The following is a 14,749-nucleotide window of genomic DNA, read 5'->3' as shown; positions in this document are numbered from 1 at the left end:
GGTCATCCTTAGTTCAAGAAATACTGCAGCAGGTCATTGAGGAACAACTGGCCTCTGGGTGTCGCCACCAGCCGATCCGCTTCGACCTGCAAAAGGCCCTTTTGTTCTGCCGCACGGCGTGCCTCGCGCAGCTGTGCCAGCGGCAAACCGGTGCGTTGGGTGAACAACTCGGCTTCCACACCTTCGGTGAGGCGCAGGGCGTTCATCAGGAACTCGAACGGCAGCTCGTCGACTGGCAGCAGCTTCTCGCCGGCCTTGAACGGCTTGGCCAGGTTCAGGTAGTCCTTGGGCAGGCGGGTCTTCCAGGTACGCAGGATACGGCCGTCGGCGAAAGTCAGCTTGCCGTGGGCACCGGCACCGATGCCGATGAAGTCGCCAAAGCGCCAGTAGTTGAGGTTGTGCCGCGCTGCGCGGCCCGCCTGGGCATAGGCCGAAACCTCGTACTGGCGAAAGCCGTGCTCGGCCATCAGCGTTTGGCCGGCTTCCTGGATGTCCCAGAGGATATCGTCCTCGGGCAGCTCGGGTGGCTGGTTCCAGAACACCGTGTTCGGCTCCACGGTCAACTGGTACCAGGACAGGTGCGTCGGCCCCAGGTCGATGGCCTGGCGCAGGTCGCCCAACGCGTCGTCCAGCGACTGGTCGGGCAGGCCGTGCATCAGGTCCATGTTGAAGTTGTCGAAGCCGGCGGCGCGCGCCATACCGGCAGCGCGAACTGCTTCATCACCGTTGTGGATACGTCCCAGCGCCTGCAGTTTGGCAGGCTGGAAGCTCTGCACACCGATGGACAAGCGGTTGATGCCGGTTTGCCGGTAGGCCTTGAACTTGTCCTGCTCGAAGGTGCCCGGGTTGGCCTCCAGGGTGATTTCGATGTCCGGCGCAAACGGGATACGTTGCTCCACGCCACGCAGCAATCGGCCAAGGGCGTCGGCACTGAACAGGCTGGGAGTGCCGCCGCCGAAGAAGATCGAGCTGATCGGCCGGCCTTGCACGGCGGCCAGCTCCTGGTCGAGATCGGTCAGCAAGGCGGCGACGTAGGCATCTTCCGGCAGCTCAGGGCCGGCAGCGTGCGAGTTGAAGTCGCAGTACGGGCATTTGCGTACACACCATGGGATATGGATGTACAGCGCCAGCGGCGGCAGGCTGGTGAAGCCCGCCGCGCCGGGGGTGGACAGCGTTTCGCTCATGCCAGGCCCAGACGTTGGCGCAGCAGGGCCATGGCGCGGGCGCGGTGGCTGAGCTGGTTCTTGTCCACCGGGGCCAGGTCGGCGCTGGAGCAGTTGCGTTCGGGGACCCAGAACAGCGGGTCGTAGCCAAAGCCGTGATCGCCGCTGGCTTCGAACAGGATGCGCCCGTGCCACAAGCCTTCGCAGAGGATCGGCAGCGGGTCGTCGGCATGGCGCACCAGCGCCAGGACGCAGACGAACTGCGCCCCGCGTTCGGCTTCAGGCACATCCTTCAGCGCTTCGAGCAGCTTGGCGTTGTTCGCCGCGTCACCTTGGCCGTCGGCATAGCGCGCCGAGTAGATACCCGGGGCGCCGCCGAGGAAGTCCACCGCCAGGCCGGAATCGTCGGCCAGCGCCGGCAGGCCGGAAATGCGTGCGGCGTTACGCGCCTTGAGGATGGCGTTCTCGACGAACGAAAGGCCGGTCTCTTCCGGTTCGACCTGGCTGAACTCGCCGATCGAGCGCAGCTGCACCGACTGGCCGAGCATGGCCTGGAGTTCCTTGAGTTTGCCGGCGTTGTGGCTGGCCAATACGAGTTGCTGAAAATTCATAAGTCGCCTGGGAACACTTCCTGGTTGAAGCTGAGGGAGTTGCTGATGCCGCCGGTTTCGATATTCAGGTCGAAGGTGACGGTTTCTGGCTGGTCGATCTTGAACTGGGCAATGTAGTACACCGCGCCCTGTTCGGTGATCTGCTTGAACGACAGCGGGCTGCTGCGCCCGGTCAGGTCCTTGACCGTGCCGCTGATTACCGCCATGGCGGGCTTGTTGGCCTTGAGCACGGCAATATTGAGCACGCCCTGATTCTTGCTGCGCACCAGGCCGGTGGCTGCGGCCACCTCCGGGGTCAGCATGCTCGAGGTGAACGCGCTGTAATGCACCGTCACATCGCCAAACACTTCCTTGCGCTCGGGGCGGGCGGCATCGGCAGCCATGACCGGCAAGGCCAGGCACAGGCTGATCAGGAACAGGGCTAGGCGACGCATGGGGTGTTTCCTCCGCTGGGCGTCAGACGGCGAGCTGGTGCTCTTGCAGGCCCGGGCTGCTGACGCGGTAAATGCCGATTTCACCTAGAAGATTAGGCCAAAGCCGGCCACCCCACCCGTTGCGGTGCAAATGGTCGACCGCCAGGCGATCGAGCACCTTGGCGCGGCGCTCGTGCACCAGTTCTTCGAAGTCGGCGAAGGTGCAGAAGTGGATGTTCGGCGTGTTGTACCAGGTGTACGGCATGAAGTCCGAGACCGGCATGCGGCCTTTGGTCGCCAGGTACCAGCGGCAGCGCCAGTGGCCGAAATTGGGGAACGTGATGATGCACTGGCGGCCCACGCGCAGCATCTCGTCGAGGATGCGGTCGGGATACTCCACGGCCTGCAGGGCCTGGGTCATGATCACCACATCGAAGCTGTTGCTGGCGAAGTTGCCCAGGCCCTTGTCCAGGTCCTGCTCGATCACGTTGACACCCTTGGCCACGCAGGCGGCGATGTTGTCGGCGTCGATTTCCAGGCCATAGCCGGTGACCTGCTTGCGGTCACGCAGCGAGGCCAGCAGTTCGCCGCTGCCGCAGCCCAGGTCGAGTACCCGGCTGCCGGCGGGGATCCAGTCGTGGATGATTTCCAGATCGGCTCTCATGCTGTCCTCAGATGGCAATGCGGTTCATGTAGTTCGAGAAACCCTGCATGTAGCGAGGCGTGGGGATCAGGAAGGCATCGTGGCCGTAAGGCGAGTCGATCTCCAGATAACAGACGTTCTTGCGCGCGGCCATCAGGGCATCGACGATCTCGCGCGAACGGGCCGGGGAGAAGCGCCAGTCGGTGGTGAACGACATGATGCAGTAATCCGCCTTGACGTGGGCCAGGGTCGCCGCCAAGTCGCCGCCCTGGGCGGCGGCCGGGTCGAAGTAGTCCAGCGCCTTGGTCATCAGCAGGTAGGTATTGGCGTCGAAACGGCCGGAAAACTCCTCGCCCTGGTAGCGCAGGTAGCTTTCGACCTGGAACTCGACGCTGTGGAAGTCGTAGTTGAGCTTGTCGCTCTTCAGCTCACGGCCGAATTTTTCACCCATCGAGTCATCCGACAGGTAGGTGATGTGGCCAACCATGCGCGCCAGCATCAGCCCGCGCTTGGGGATCACGCCCTGGTCCTGGAACGAGCCGCCATGGAATTCGGGGTCGGTGAGGATGGCCTGGCGTGCCACTTCGTTGAAGGCGATGTTCTGTGCCGACAGTTTGGGTGCCGAGGCGATGTCGACGCAATGGCGCACGCGCTCGGGGTAGCTGATGGTCCATTGCAGCGCCTGCATGCCGCCCAGGCTGCCACCGACCACGGCGGCCCACTGCTGGATGCCCAGGCGCTCGGCCAGGCGCACCTGGCTGTGGACCCAGTCTTCCACGGTCAGCACCGGGAAGTCGGCGCCATAGGGCTTGCCGGTGGCCGGGTTGATACTGCTGGGGCCGGTGCTGCCGTTGCAGCCACCGAGGTTGTTCAGGCTGACCACGAAGAAGCGGTTGGTGTCGATCGGCTTGCCCGGGCCGATGCAGCTGTCCCACCAGCCCGGCTTGCGGTCGGTGGCGGCATGGTAGCCAGCGGCATGGTGGTGGCCGGACAGGGCATGGCAGATCAGCACGGCGTTGCTCGCGCTGGCGTTGAGGGTGCCATAGGTCTCGTAGACCAGTTCGTAACTGGCCAGGGAGCGGCCACAAGCCAAGGCCAGCGGTTCATCGAACCGGGCGGTTTGCGGTACTACCAGACCGACGGAATCTTCGGGAAAGACAGTGGACATCGACCCTGCTCACGCTTGACGGAGGCGTAAGTCTAAAGAGCGCTACCCCCAGCGGCAAGCAAAGGCTTGCCGTCGGGGGCAAGCCGGGTCAGATCATCCGCCACAGCTCTTGTGGCATGCCGGCGTAGGCGGCCAGCGGCGGCATGACGAACGACTGGATCACCTGGATCGCCAGGAAGGCGAAGATCGGCGAGATATCCATGCCGCCCAGGTTCGGCACGATGCGGCGAAACGGTGCCAGCACCGGCTCGCTGATCTGGTAGGCCAGTTCGGCAGCAGGGTTGTGGCTGTTGGGCGCAACCCAGGAGACGATCACCATGACGATCATCGCCACCCAGAAAATCTTCAGGAACAGCGAGGTGATGCCGATGATCGCCCACATCAGCAGGTGCAGGATGTCGCCGAAGGTGCCGTAGGTGACCATCAGAACGAAGCCCATCAACAGGGCCTGGATCACTACCGACAGCAGCAGCGACGAGGTGTCCAGCCCGCCGACGCTGGGAATGACCCGGCGGATTGGCTTGAGCAGTGGCTGGGTGGCGCGCACTGCGAACTGGCACAGCGGGTTGTAGAAGTTGGCCTTTACCAGCTGCAGCACGAAGCGCAGCAGGACGATCACCAGGTACAGGCTGACCAGGGTTTGCACCACGAAGATCGCGGCACCGGACAGTGCATTCATTTAAGGCTCCTTATTTGCCCAGTTGTTCGGCCAGCTCTGCGGAGCGTGTGGCCGCAGCTTGCAGCGCCTGTTCGACAATGGCTTCGAAGCCGCTGGCCTGGAACGACTTGATGGCCGCTTCGGTGGTGCCGGCGGGCGAGGTGACACGGCGGCGCAGCTCGGCGGCATCGACATCGCTGGCGACTGCCATGCGCGCGGCACCCAGGGCCGTTTGCAGGGTCAGCTGCGAGGCGGTTTCGCGTGGCAGGCCAAGCTTTTCGCCGGCTGCGGTCATGGCTTCGATCAGCAGGAAGAAGTACGCCGGGCCGCTGCCGGAGACAGCCGTCACAGCGTCCAGTTGCTGCTCCTGTTCCAGCCACAGGGCGGTGCCCACGGCCGACAGCAGTTGTTCGGCTTGCTGGCGCTGTGCGGCAGACACTTCGACGGTGGCATACAGGCCGCTCACGCCCTGTCGCAGCAGCGCCGGGGTGTTGGGCATGCAGCGCACCACCGGGCGGGCGCCAACCCAGCTCTGCAGGCTGGCGCAGGTGATGCCGGCGGCGATGGAAACGATCAGCTGGCCGTCCTGCAGGTTCGGTTGCAGGGCCTGGCACACGGTTTTCATGACCTGCGGCTTTACCGCCAGCACGATGACGTCGGCGTCAGCGATTGCCTGGGCGTTGTGCTCGAAGGTTTCGATGCCGTGCTCGGCCTGGATGCGGCTGCGGGTCTCGGCGCCCGGGTCGCTGGCGCGGATCTGCGAGGCGTCCAGGCCCTGGGCACGCAGACCACCGATCAGGCTGGCGGCCATGTTGCCGGCGCCGATGAAGGCAATACGAGTCTTGCTCATGTCAGGTCCTTGTGGGAAAGAGTGAGTAAAGCATGCAATCAGTTGTGACCGTAGTCGCGGGCGCCGAACAGGGCGGTACCGATACGCACCCAGGTCGCTCCCTGGGCAATCGCCGCCTCCAGGTCGTGGCTCATGCCCATCGACAAGGTGTCCAGGCCAAGGCCCAGGCCTTGCTGCAAACGGCGCAGGGTGGCGAAGGCGGCCTCTTGGGCTGCGCGGTCATCAGTCGGTTCGGGGATGGCCATCAGCCCGCGCAGGCGCAGATTGGGCAGTGCGGCTACCGCCTGGGCCAGGGCCGGCAGGTCGGCAGGGGCACAGCCGGACTTGCTGTCTTCGCCGCTGACGTTCACTTGCAGGCAGATATTCAGCGGCGCCAGCCCGGCCGGGCGCTGCTCCGACAGGCGTTGGGCGATCTTCAGGCGGTCCACGGAATGTACCCAGTCGAAATGCTCGGCAATGGCTTTGGTCTTGTTCGACTGAATGGGGCCGATGAAGTGCCAGATCAAGGGCAGGTCGCTGAGCGCCTGCTGCTTTGTCAGCGCTTCCTGTAGGTAATTTTCACCGACATCGCGCACGCCGGCGGCGTGGATCTCGCGGATGGCGCTGGCTGGCTTGGTCTTGCTCACGGCCAGTAGCTGAACGCTGGCCGGCTCACGCCCGGCAGCCTGGGCAGCGCTGGCGATACGGGCACAAATGGCGGAAAGGTTGTCTGCTAGGGTGGACATGGACTGATGCCGACGGCTGGAGGGTTTGCGGCATTCTACCTACTTGAAGGCCTTTGGGGAGTCTCATGGATGTGACCGACCTGTTGACCCGCGCGGTGGACGCGGGCGCGTCCGACCTGCACCTGGCGGCGGGGCAGGTACCGATGCTGCGCGTGGATGGCGCATTGCAGCGTATGGAGTTGCCGCCGCTGGCTGCGGATGCGCTGGTCGAGGGTATGGCTGGCGTGCTGGACGACGACCAACAGCGGCAGTGGGCCGCGGGCGATGAACTGGACCTGGCACTGCAGCTGCCTGTTCTGGGGCGCTTCCGGCTGAACCTGTTTCGCCAGTTGAACGGCCCTGCGGCCACCTTGCGCTTGATCCCGGGGCGTATCGCCACGCTCGATGAGCTCGACCTCAGGGAGGTATTTCAGGCTGTTGCGCAGTGCGCCGATGGCCTGGTCGTGGTAGGCGGGCCGACCGGCAGCGGCAAGTCCAGCACCCTGGCGACATTGCTTGACCAGCTGAACCGCGAACGGGCGCTGCACATCATCACCCTGGAAGACCCGGTCGAAGTTATCCACAGCAGCCAGCGCAGCCTGGTCAACCAGCGTGAGGTAGGCCGCGATTGCAGTGGCTTTGCCCAGGGGCTGCGCAGCGCGCTGCGCCAGGACCCGGATGTGATCATGATCGGCGAGCTGCGCGATCTTGAAAGCATCCGTCTGGCCCTGCGCGCGGCCGAGACCGGGCACCTGGTGCTGGCGACCGTGCACACCCGTTCAGCGGCGAGCAGCATCGACCGCTTGGTGGAGGTGTTCGCCGCTGAAGAAAAGCCGCTGGTGCGGGCGATGCTGGCCGAGTCGTTGCGCCTGGTGGTGGCGCAGGTGCTGGTTCGGCGGGTGGGCGGTGGGCGGGTTGCGGCGCGGGAGGTGCTGGTGGCTACGCCGGCGGTACGTAATCTGGTGCGGGAGGGGCGGATGGCACAGTTGTGTTCGGTGATGCAGGCGGGTGGTGCAGAAGGGATGCGGACGATGGAGGGGGCGATGCGGGGGTTGAGGGAGAAAGGATTGATCGGGGAGCTGTAGTGCCTGTGCCGGCCCTTTCGCGGGTAAACCCGCTCCCACAGGGATAACCCAGCCTTCGAATGCTGTGGTGTACCTGTGGGAGCGGGTTTACCCGCGAAGAGGCCAGCACAGAAAGAGCCGGTCCGCTCAGCGCTTGGCCAGGTTCAACTGCTGCTGTTCTTTCGGCAACACCCGCTTGGCCACTACATAGTGCTTCTGCCAGTAAGGCTTGCTCAGGGTGTCGATGCTCACCCGCTTACCACGGCGTGGCGCATGGATGAAGCGGTCGTTGCCCAGGTAGATGGCAACGTGGTTCACCCGACGGCTCTTGATGTTGAAGAAGATCAGGTCGCCTGGCTTCAGGTCGCCCTTGGCCACTTTCACCCCGTGGCCCTGGGCCATGGCGTTGGAGGTGCGCGGCAGGTCGACATCGGCGACGTCGTTGAAGGCGTATTTGACCAACCCGCTGCAGTCGAAGCCTTTTTTCGGGCTGCTGCCGCCCCAGACGTAGGGGGTACCGAGTACGTTCACGGCCCGGCTGAGCACATCGCTGCTCTGCTTTGGCGACATGGCGGTGACCGGCACGCCGCGGCTGCTGCTGGTGGCATTGCCTGGGCGGGCACGCAGCGCAGTCTGCTTGATTGGGGTGTGTCTCACCGAGGCGTTGCTGGTGTAGCCGGTGAAACCGTTGGGAAGACGTTGCTCACGATTGGTGGCGTGGGCGGCCAGGGGCAATAATAGGCAGAGGGTCAGCCATGTCTTGAGTAAAGGCGGCATAGATGAAGCTCTTATGAATGTAATGTGTTGGGCGCGCAACTTTATAACAGCTTTTTGATCAATCCTTGATCCGTTGGTCGATTGCCCGGGTGCCGTACGTCGGCCTGCGGCAAGAAAGTCACATTTTTTTTAGAAAATTTTCGGATAACCCACGGGGGCTATACATGAACAGTTATCAACAGGGAGCGCCGTTTCACGACACCCACAGCAAGACCATCGGTTACCTGCTGTGGATTTTCGGCTTTACCGGGTCGCACCGTTTCTATTACGGCAAGCCGGTCACCGGCACCATCTGGTTCTTCACCCTGGGGCTGCTGGGTATCGGCTGGTTGATCGACCTGTTCCTGATCCCGTCGATGGACCGTGAAGCCGACCTGCGCTTCCAGTCCGGGCGCATCGACTACAACATCGCCTGGATCCTGCTGACCTTCCTCGGCGTATTCGGCCTGCACCGGCTGTATCAGGGCAAGTGGATCAGCGCGATCATCTACTTCTTTACCGGCGGGCTGTTCCTGGTGGGGGTGCTGTATGACTTCTGGACGCTGAACAGCCAGGTTTCCGAGCGCAATGCCGGCCGCGGTTGACGCAAGCCCATATGGGAGCGACGCAAGGCCGCTCCCACAGGGCCGCAGCTGCAGATTACTGACGGGTCTGCCGCTGTTGCAGCAGCAGGTTGCTGAACCCAGCCCCGGCCAGTTGTTTCTGTGCCCCGGTCAGCTGTTCACGGTTGCTGAACGGGCCGACCAGAACGCGGTACCAGGTTTCGTCCTTGACCGTGCCCGACTCCACCTTCACCGACTGGCCCAGCAGGATGATCTGCGCCCGCACCTTGTCGGCATCGGCCTGCTTGCGGAACGAGCCGGCCTGCAGGAAGAACAGTGTGGTCGCCGCCGGCTTGATCACCGGCGGTGCCGGTGGCGGGGTCTGGCCCAGCAATGCCGCCTGGGCCCGCGCCGTGTCGATCTTCGCCGCTTCGGCCGGGGTCACCGGGGTGACCGGCTGGGCCGGAACCGGTGGCGTCTTCTCTGGCACGGCCTCTGGCGGCACGATCACCTCGGACTCCGGCAGCAGCGTGTAGAAGTCGTACTTGGGCTTCACCGGCTGCTGTGGGGTGGCCTGGGTCGACTTGCCGGCCTCGGTCACCTTCTCCGATTTCTGCTGCTCGGGCTTGGTGCGCTTGATGTCCTCGCCACCTGGCTCCAGCTTCATCAGGAACACGATGAACGCGCCGACGGTCAGGCCGACCGCCAGCCATACCCAACCGGGAATCGGTTGCTTGGCCGGCGCCGTCTGGCGGCTGGCGCCGCGTTTGGGTGCGGGTTTTTTCTTGGCAGCCAACTTACATGCGCTCCAGGGTTTCCAGGCCGAGCAGTTCGAGACCTTGCTTGAGGGTGCGGCCGGTCAGGGCTGCCAGGCGCAGGCGGCTCTGCTGCTGTTGCGGGGTTTCGGCGGCAAGAATCGGGCAGTTCTCGTAGAAGCTGGAGAACAGCCCGGCCAGGTCGTACAGGTAGCTGCACAGCACGTGTGGCGTGCCCTTGTCGGCGACGTTGTTGAGGATTTCGCCAAACTGCGCCAGGCGCGCAGCCAGGTCCTGCTCATGGGCGGCCTGCAGCACGATGTTGCCTTCGACTTCATCGAAGCCCTTGCCCAGCTTGCGGAACACGCCGGCCACACGGGTGTAGGCGTACAGCAGGTAAGGCGCGGTGTTGCCTTCGAAGTTGAGCATCAGCTCGAAGTTGAAGCTGTAGTCGCTGGTGCGGTGTTTGGACAGGTCGGCGTACTTCACCGCGCCGATGCCCACCACTTCGCCGATGTGGCGCAGGTCTTCGTCGGCCAGGCTCGGGTTCTTTTCCTTGACCAGCGCATAGGCGCGCTCCTTGGCCTCGGTGAGCAGGTCGATCAGCTTCACGGTGCCGCCGTCACGGGTCTTGAACGGGCGGCCATCGGCGCCATTCATGGTGCCGAAGCCCATGTGTTCCATCTGCATCGGGTGGCCGACGAAACCAGCGCGGCGCGCGACTTCGAACACCTGGTTGAAGTGCAGGGCCTGGCGCTGGTCGACGAAGTACAGGGCGCGGTCGGCCTTGAGCACGTTGCTGCGGTAACGCACGGCAGCCAGGTCGGTGGTGGCATACAGATAGCCGCCATCAGCCTTCTGCACGATCACCGGCAGGGGCTCGCCTTCGCTGTTCTTGAACTCTTCGAGGAACACGCACTGGGCGCCCTGGTCTTCGACCAGCAGGCCTTTGGCCTTGAGGTCGGCTACCACGTTGGCCAGGTCGGCGTTGTAGGCACTTTCGCCCATCACATCGGCCATGGTCAGCTTGACGTTGAGCAGCTCGTAGGTCTTCTGGCAGTGCGACAGCGAGATGTCCTTGAAGCGCGTCCACAGGGCCATGCAGTCCGGGTCGCCGGCTTGCAGCTTGACCACCAGGCCGCGGGCACGGGTGGCGAATTCTTCGGACTCGTCGAAGCGCTTCTTGGCCGCGCGGTAGAAGTTTTCCAGGTCCGACAGCTCGTCGCTGGTGATCGGGTTTTCCTGCAGGTAGGCCATCAACATGCCGAACTGGGTGCCCCAGTCGCCCACGTGGTTCTGGCGGATCACCGTGTCGCCGAGAAACTCCAGCACCCGCGCCACGCTGTCACCGATGATGGTCGAGCGCAGGTGGCCGACGTGCATCTCCTTGGCCAGGTTCGGTGCCGACATATCGATCACCACCTTTTGCGCCGGGCCGGCCTTGCGCGCGCCCAGATGGGCGTCGGCCAGGGCTGCATCCAGGCGGTTGGCCAGGGCATCGGTGTTCTGGAAGAAATTGAGGAAGCCAGGGCCGGCGATTTCGACCTTGCTGATGTCGGCGCTAGCCGGCAGGGCGGTGATCAGTTTCTCTGCCAGATCGCGCGGCTTCATGCCGGCCGGCTTGGCCAGCATCATGGCGATGTTGCTGGCGAAATCGCCGTGGGTCTTGTCCCGGGCGTTTTCCACCTGGATCGCCGGCGACAGCCCTTCAGGCAGCACACCGTCGGTGACGAGTTGGGTGAGGGCTTGCTGGATCAGCTGGCGAATGGTGTCTTTCATGGGGATCTCTTTTCGACCGCAAGCGCGGTGGAGCGCTTGGATGCGCAGGTGGAAAAACTGGGCATTATCCGTTGCCGGGAGCAGGTTGCCAACCTTTAGGGCCGCTTTGCGGCCCCGATATCAATAAAGGTCAACCGGGTCGACATCCAGCGACCAGCGCACCTGGCGCCCGCTCGGCATCTGCTCCAACACTAGCAACCAGGCGCTGATCAGTCGATGCAAGGGTGCCCGGGTGTTGGCCTGTATCAACAGTTGTGCGCGGAAGCGCCCGGCGCGGCGCTCCATCGGTGCCGGCACGGGGCCCAGCAGCTCGATGCCCGGCAGGCGCTGCTCGGCCACCAGGCGCTCGGCGGCGGCACAGGCCTCGTCGAGGAAGCCTTCGGCCTGCCCTGGCCGGTGCGCTTCGGCGCGCAGCAAGGCCAGGTGCGAGTAGGGCGGCAGGCCGGCGGCGCGGCGCTCTTCCAGGGCTTGTTCGGCAAAGGCGAAGTAGCCCTGCTCGGTCAATTGCACCAGCAAGGGGTGATCGGCCAGGTGGGTCTGGATGATGACCTTGCCGGGTTCCTCGGCGCGCCCGGCACGCCCGGCCACCTGCACGATCAGCTGCGCCATGCGCTCGCTGGCGCGGAAGTCGCCAGAGAACAGCCCGCCATCGGCATCGAGAATGGCCACCAGGGTCACCCGTGGGAAGTGGTGGCCTTTGGCGAGCATCTGCGTGCCGACGAGGATGCTCGGCTGGCCGCGCTGGATGGTGCTGAACAGGTTGTGCATGGCGTCCTTGCGCGCCGTGCTGTCGCGGTCCACACGCAGCACCGGGTAGTCGGGGAACAGCACCTTCAGGCGTTCCTCGGCACGCTCGGTGCCGGCGCCGACCGGGCGCAGGTCGACATGGTTGCATTGCGGGCACTGGTGGGGCAGGCGTTCGTCATAACCACAGTGGTGGCAGCGCAGCACGCTGGAGCGCTGGTGCACGGTCATGCGTGCATCGCAGCGCGGGCACTCGGACAGCCAGCCGCAATCGTGGCACAGCAAGGTCGGCGCGAAGCCGCGGCGGTTGAGGAACACCAGCACCTGCTGGCCGGCCTCCAGGGTCTGACGGATGGCTTGCTGCAGCGGGCCGCTGATGCCGCTGTCCAGCGGCAGGCTTTTCACATCCAGGCGCAGCATGCGCGGCGGGCGGGCGCCGCCGGCGCGCTGGTTCATGCGCAACAGGCGATAGCGGCCGGTCAGGGCATTGTGCAAGGTTTCCAGCGATGGCGTGGCAGAACCGAGCAGGATCGGGATGTTTTCCTGGTGCGCGCGCACCAGCGCCAGGTCGCGGGCGTGGTAGCGCAGGCCCTCCTGCTGTTTATAGGAGCCGTCGTGCTCCTCGTCGATGATGATCAGGCCGGGGTTCTTCATTGGCGTGAACAGCGCCGAGCGGGTGCCGATGATGATGTCGGCCTCGCCGTCACGGGCGGCCAGCCAGGCGTCCAGGCGCTCACGGTCGTTGACCGCCGAATGCAGCAGGGCGATACGGGCGTTGAAGCGTTGCTCGAAGCGCGCCAGGGTCTGCGGGCCGAGGTTGATTTCCGGGATCAGCACCAGGGCTTGCTTGCCGGCTTCGAGGGTTTCGCGAATCAGCTGCAGGTACACCTCGGTCTTGCCGCTGCCGGTAACACCGGCCAGCAGAAAGGCGGCGAAGCTGCCAAAGCCTTCGCGTACGGCCTCGAAGGCGGCGCGCTGCTCTTCGTTGAGCGGCAGTTCCGGCTGGGCCAGCCAGTGCTCGTGGCGCAGCGCCGGCAGATGGCGGCGCACTTCGATCTGCACCAGCTCCTTGGCCAGCAGCAGGTCGAGGCTGTCCTTGTTCAGGTTGAGCTTGGCCAGCAGGCTGTGGGCCACGCCATGCGGGTGCTGGGCCAAGGTCTTGAGGGCGTCGCGCTGGCGCGGGGCGCGGGCGATGCGCGGGTCTTCCAGACGGGCGCCGGGGGCCACGTGCCAGAAGCGCTCCTGGCGCATTTCGGCGGCTTCGCCCTGGCGCAGCAGGGTCGGCAGGGCCCAGCTCAGGGTGTCGCCCAGGCTGTGTTGGTAGTACTGGGCGGTCCACAGGCACAGCTTGAACAGCGAAGGCGGAATCGGCGACACCGGGTCGAGCAGGGCGCTGGCGGGTTTGAGCTTGTCGGCAGGCACTTCGCTCTGCTCGCAGACCTCCACCAGCACGCCGATCATTTCGCGGCGGCCGAACGGCACGCGGATGCGCATGCCAGGGGTCAGGGTCTGGCGTGCCATGCTCGCCGGCGCCTTGTAGTCGAACAGGCGCCGCAGCGGGGAGGGCAGGGCAAGGCGCAGGATGACGTCGGACACGCGGAAAGTCTCGGTGGGCGTAACGGGGAGTGGCGAGCCTAGCAGACGACGGTCGGTGCAAGCGACAACTTGCGCTGGCGCCGTGCTCTGGTATTATTCGCCGCCTAATTACGTGCGGTATTCAACAATTGGTGTTGGGTGGCGGCACGCAGCTCGAGGAAGTGACCATGAAAGAAGGTATCCACCCGAACTACGAAGTAGTTGCAGTCACCTGCAGCTGCGGCAACAAGTTCGAAACGCGTTCGACCCTGGGCAACACCCTGGCGATCGACGTTTGCAACCTGTGCCACCCGTTCTACACCGGTAAGCAGAAAGTCCTGGACACCGGTGGTCGCGTACAGAAGTTCGCCGATCGCTTCGGTATGTTCGGTACCAAGAAGTAATCATGCGCATGGCGAGTCCTTCGGGCTTCGCATTGCTGCTGAAAAAGGCGCCCCTTGTGGGCGCCTTTTTTGTGGGCGCAATCTGGCACTTGCCGGCACTGGCGTTCTGCCCGCTGCCACAGCAGCCGCAACCGGTAGTGGTGCGGCAGGTGGTCGATGGTGACACCTTGCGCCTGGCCGATGGCCGCAGCGTGCGGCTGATTGGTATCAATGCACCGGAAATGGGCCGCAAAGGGCGCGCAAGCGAGCCCTTTGCCGAGGCGGCCAAGCGGCGTTTGCAGGCGTTGGTCGAGGCCAGTGGCGGGCGTCTCGGGCTGGTGCCTGGGGTGGAAGGTAAAGACAGATACGGCCGCACGCTGGCGCATATCTACGGGCGCAATGGCGACAATCTGGAAGCACAACTGCTCAGCGAGGGCCTGGGTTATCGCGTGGCAGTGGCCCCCAATGTGCGCCTCAGCGGCTGCCAGCAGCTTGCCGAGCAGGCTGCCCGTCAGGCTGCCCTCGGCCTGTGGCGGCGCTCACCGGTGGTGCCTGCGGCTGCTATCAGGCAGTCAGGTTTCGCGGTTGTCAGGGGCCGTATCGAAGGCATCGAGCGCAATCGGGGTGGGGTCTGGCTGAACCTGGGTGACGCCTTGGTGCTGCAGGTTCCCGCTCGTCTGCAACGCAACTTCCCCGCCAGCTTCTTCGATAACCTCAAGGGACGCCAGGTCGAGGCGCGTGGCTGGGTGCTGGATCGTTCCCGCAAGGGCGCCCTCAAGCCTGGGCAGCGACGCTGGGTGTTGCCATTGACCGATCCGAGCATGCTGGAGCGCATTTCAGGCTAAAAGATGTAGACAGTTCGCCATCGGATTGTACACACTGTTAGCCGTATGCCCCCGTGGGTTATAGCGTAAAGTCGT

At 64.5% G+C, this 14,749-nt stretch carries 16 protein-coding genes; 4 read left to right on the top strand and 12 right to left on the bottom strand.

Annotated elements, in window-relative coordinates:
- Nucleotides 1–8 precede the first annotated feature (8 nt).
- The 8 genes from hemW to C6A77_RS08065 all read right to left on the bottom strand — a co-directional run bounded on the left by hemW (nucleotide 9) and on the right by C6A77_RS08065 (nucleotide 6,231).
- On the bottom strand, nucleotides 9–1,184 hold the full coding sequence (hemW, locus tag C6A77_RS08100; RefSeq protein ID WP_114168981.1) for a radical SAM family heme chaperone HemW: 1,176 nt from the start codon (nucleotides 1,182–1,184) through the stop codon (nucleotides 9–11).
- Nucleotides 1,181–1,774 carry an RdgB/HAM1 family non-canonical purine NTP pyrophosphatase gene (gene rdgB / locus C6A77_RS08095; protein ID WP_114168980.1) on the bottom strand — a complete coding sequence of 198 codons (594 nt, stop codon included), beginning with the start codon at nucleotides 1,772–1,774 and terminating at the stop codon, nucleotides 1,181–1,183. The genes hemW and rdgB overlap by 4 nt, the downstream gene beginning before the upstream one ends.
- Nucleotides 1,771–2,208, bottom strand: coding sequence for a DUF4426 domain-containing protein (locus tag C6A77_RS08090; protein WP_114168979.1), 438 nt, complete (start codon nucleotides 2,206–2,208; stop codon nucleotides 1,771–1,773). The genes rdgB and C6A77_RS08090 overlap by 4 nt, the downstream gene beginning before the upstream one ends.
- Before the next feature lie 22 nt (nucleotides 2,209–2,230).
- Complete coding sequence (metW, locus tag C6A77_RS08085) at nucleotides 2,231–2,851, bottom strand: methionine biosynthesis protein MetW (protein WP_003249106.1); 621 nt, start codon at nucleotides 2,849–2,851, stop codon at nucleotides 2,231–2,233.
- A 7-nt stretch (nucleotides 2,852–2,858) separates the two neighbouring features.
- Nucleotides 2,859–3,998, bottom strand: a complete 1,140-nt coding sequence (locus tag C6A77_RS08080; protein ID WP_013974620.1) for a homoserine O-acetyltransferase — start codon at nucleotides 3,996–3,998, stop codon at nucleotides 2,859–2,861.
- Between the two features lie 88 nt (nucleotides 3,999–4,086).
- Entirely contained in the window at nucleotides 4,087–4,677 is a 591-nt protein-coding gene (locus C6A77_RS08075; protein WP_114168978.1) for a YggT family protein, read from the bottom strand.
- Nucleotides 4,678–4,687: 10 nt separating this feature from the next.
- Nucleotides 4,688–5,506 (bottom strand): pyrroline-5-carboxylate reductase, encoded by an 819-nt coding sequence (gene proC, locus C6A77_RS08070; RefSeq protein ID WP_114168977.1) that lies wholly within the window; start codon nucleotides 5,504–5,506, stop codon nucleotides 4,688–4,690.
- A gap of 38 nt (nucleotides 5,507–5,544) precedes the next feature.
- Nucleotides 5,545–6,231, bottom strand: a complete 687-nt coding sequence (locus C6A77_RS08065) for a YggS family pyridoxal phosphate-dependent enzyme (protein ID WP_114168976.1) — start codon at nucleotides 6,229–6,231, stop codon at nucleotides 5,545–5,547.
- A gap of 65 nt (nucleotides 6,232–6,296) precedes the next feature.
- On the opposite strand from C6A77_RS08065, the gene C6A77_RS08060 reads away from it, so the two are divergent.
- Nucleotides 6,297–7,295, top strand: coding sequence for a PilT/PilU family type 4a pilus ATPase (locus C6A77_RS08060; protein ID WP_114168975.1), 999 nt, complete (start codon nucleotides 6,297–6,299; stop codon nucleotides 7,293–7,295).
- 126 nt (nucleotides 7,296–7,421) lie between these two features.
- On the opposite strand, the gene C6A77_RS08055 is transcribed toward C6A77_RS08060, so the two are convergent.
- On the bottom strand, nucleotides 7,422–8,051 hold the full coding sequence (locus C6A77_RS08055; RefSeq protein WP_114168974.1) for a C40 family peptidase: 630 nt from the start codon (nucleotides 8,049–8,051) through the stop codon (nucleotides 7,422–7,424).
- 164 nt (nucleotides 8,052–8,215) lie between these two features.
- Here C6A77_RS08055 and C6A77_RS08050 point away from each other — a divergent pair, with 164 nt between their 5' ends.
- Nucleotides 8,216–8,635 (top strand): TM2 domain-containing protein, encoded by a 420-nt coding sequence (locus tag C6A77_RS08050; protein WP_114168973.1) that lies wholly within the window; start codon nucleotides 8,216–8,218, stop codon nucleotides 8,633–8,635.
- A gap of 55 nt (nucleotides 8,636–8,690) precedes the next feature.
- Here C6A77_RS08050 and C6A77_RS08045 read toward each other — a convergent pair whose 3' ends face one another.
- The 3 genes from C6A77_RS08045 to C6A77_RS08035 all read right to left on the bottom strand — a co-directional run bounded on the left by C6A77_RS08045 (nucleotide 8,691) and on the right by C6A77_RS08035 (nucleotide 13,467).
- The gene (locus tag C6A77_RS08045) at nucleotides 8,691–9,389 is read right to left on the bottom strand and encodes an SPOR domain-containing protein (protein WP_114168972.1); all 699 of its coding nucleotides are present in this window, start codon (nucleotides 9,387–9,389) and stop codon (nucleotides 8,691–8,693) included.
- 1 nt (nucleotide 9,390) lies between these two features.
- On the bottom strand, nucleotides 9,391–11,127 hold the full coding sequence (gene argS, locus C6A77_RS08040; protein ID WP_114168971.1) for an arginine--tRNA ligase: 1,737 nt from the start codon (nucleotides 11,125–11,127) through the stop codon (nucleotides 9,391–9,393).
- A gap of 120 nt (nucleotides 11,128–11,247) precedes the next feature.
- Entirely contained in the window at nucleotides 11,248–13,467 is a 2,220-nt protein-coding gene (locus tag C6A77_RS08035; RefSeq protein WP_114168970.1) for a primosomal protein N', read from the bottom strand.
- 167 nt (nucleotides 13,468–13,634) lie between these two features.
- On the opposite strand from C6A77_RS08035, the gene rpmE reads away from it, so the two are divergent.
- Together rpmE and C6A77_RS08025 are read left to right on the top strand one after the other, a co-directional pair.
- Nucleotides 13,635–13,850 (top strand): 50S ribosomal protein L31, encoded by a 216-nt coding sequence (gene rpmE / locus C6A77_RS08030; RefSeq protein WP_027920990.1) that lies wholly within the window; start codon nucleotides 13,635–13,637, stop codon nucleotides 13,848–13,850.
- Between the two features lie 2 nt (nucleotides 13,851–13,852).
- Nucleotides 13,853–14,674 carry a thermonuclease family protein gene (locus tag C6A77_RS08025; protein ID WP_114168969.1) on the top strand — a complete coding sequence of 274 codons (822 nt, stop codon included), beginning with the start codon at nucleotides 13,853–13,855 and terminating at the stop codon, nucleotides 14,672–14,674.
- Nucleotides 14,675–14,749 lie beyond the last annotated feature (75 nt).

It is taken from the genome of Pseudomonas sp. AFG_SD02_1510_Pfu_092 (assembly GCF_003331055.1).
Classification (GTDB): Bacteria; Pseudomonadota; Gammaproteobacteria; order Pseudomonadales; family Pseudomonadaceae; genus Aquipseudomonas.
This window is presented reverse-complemented; position numbering and strand designations above follow the sequence as displayed.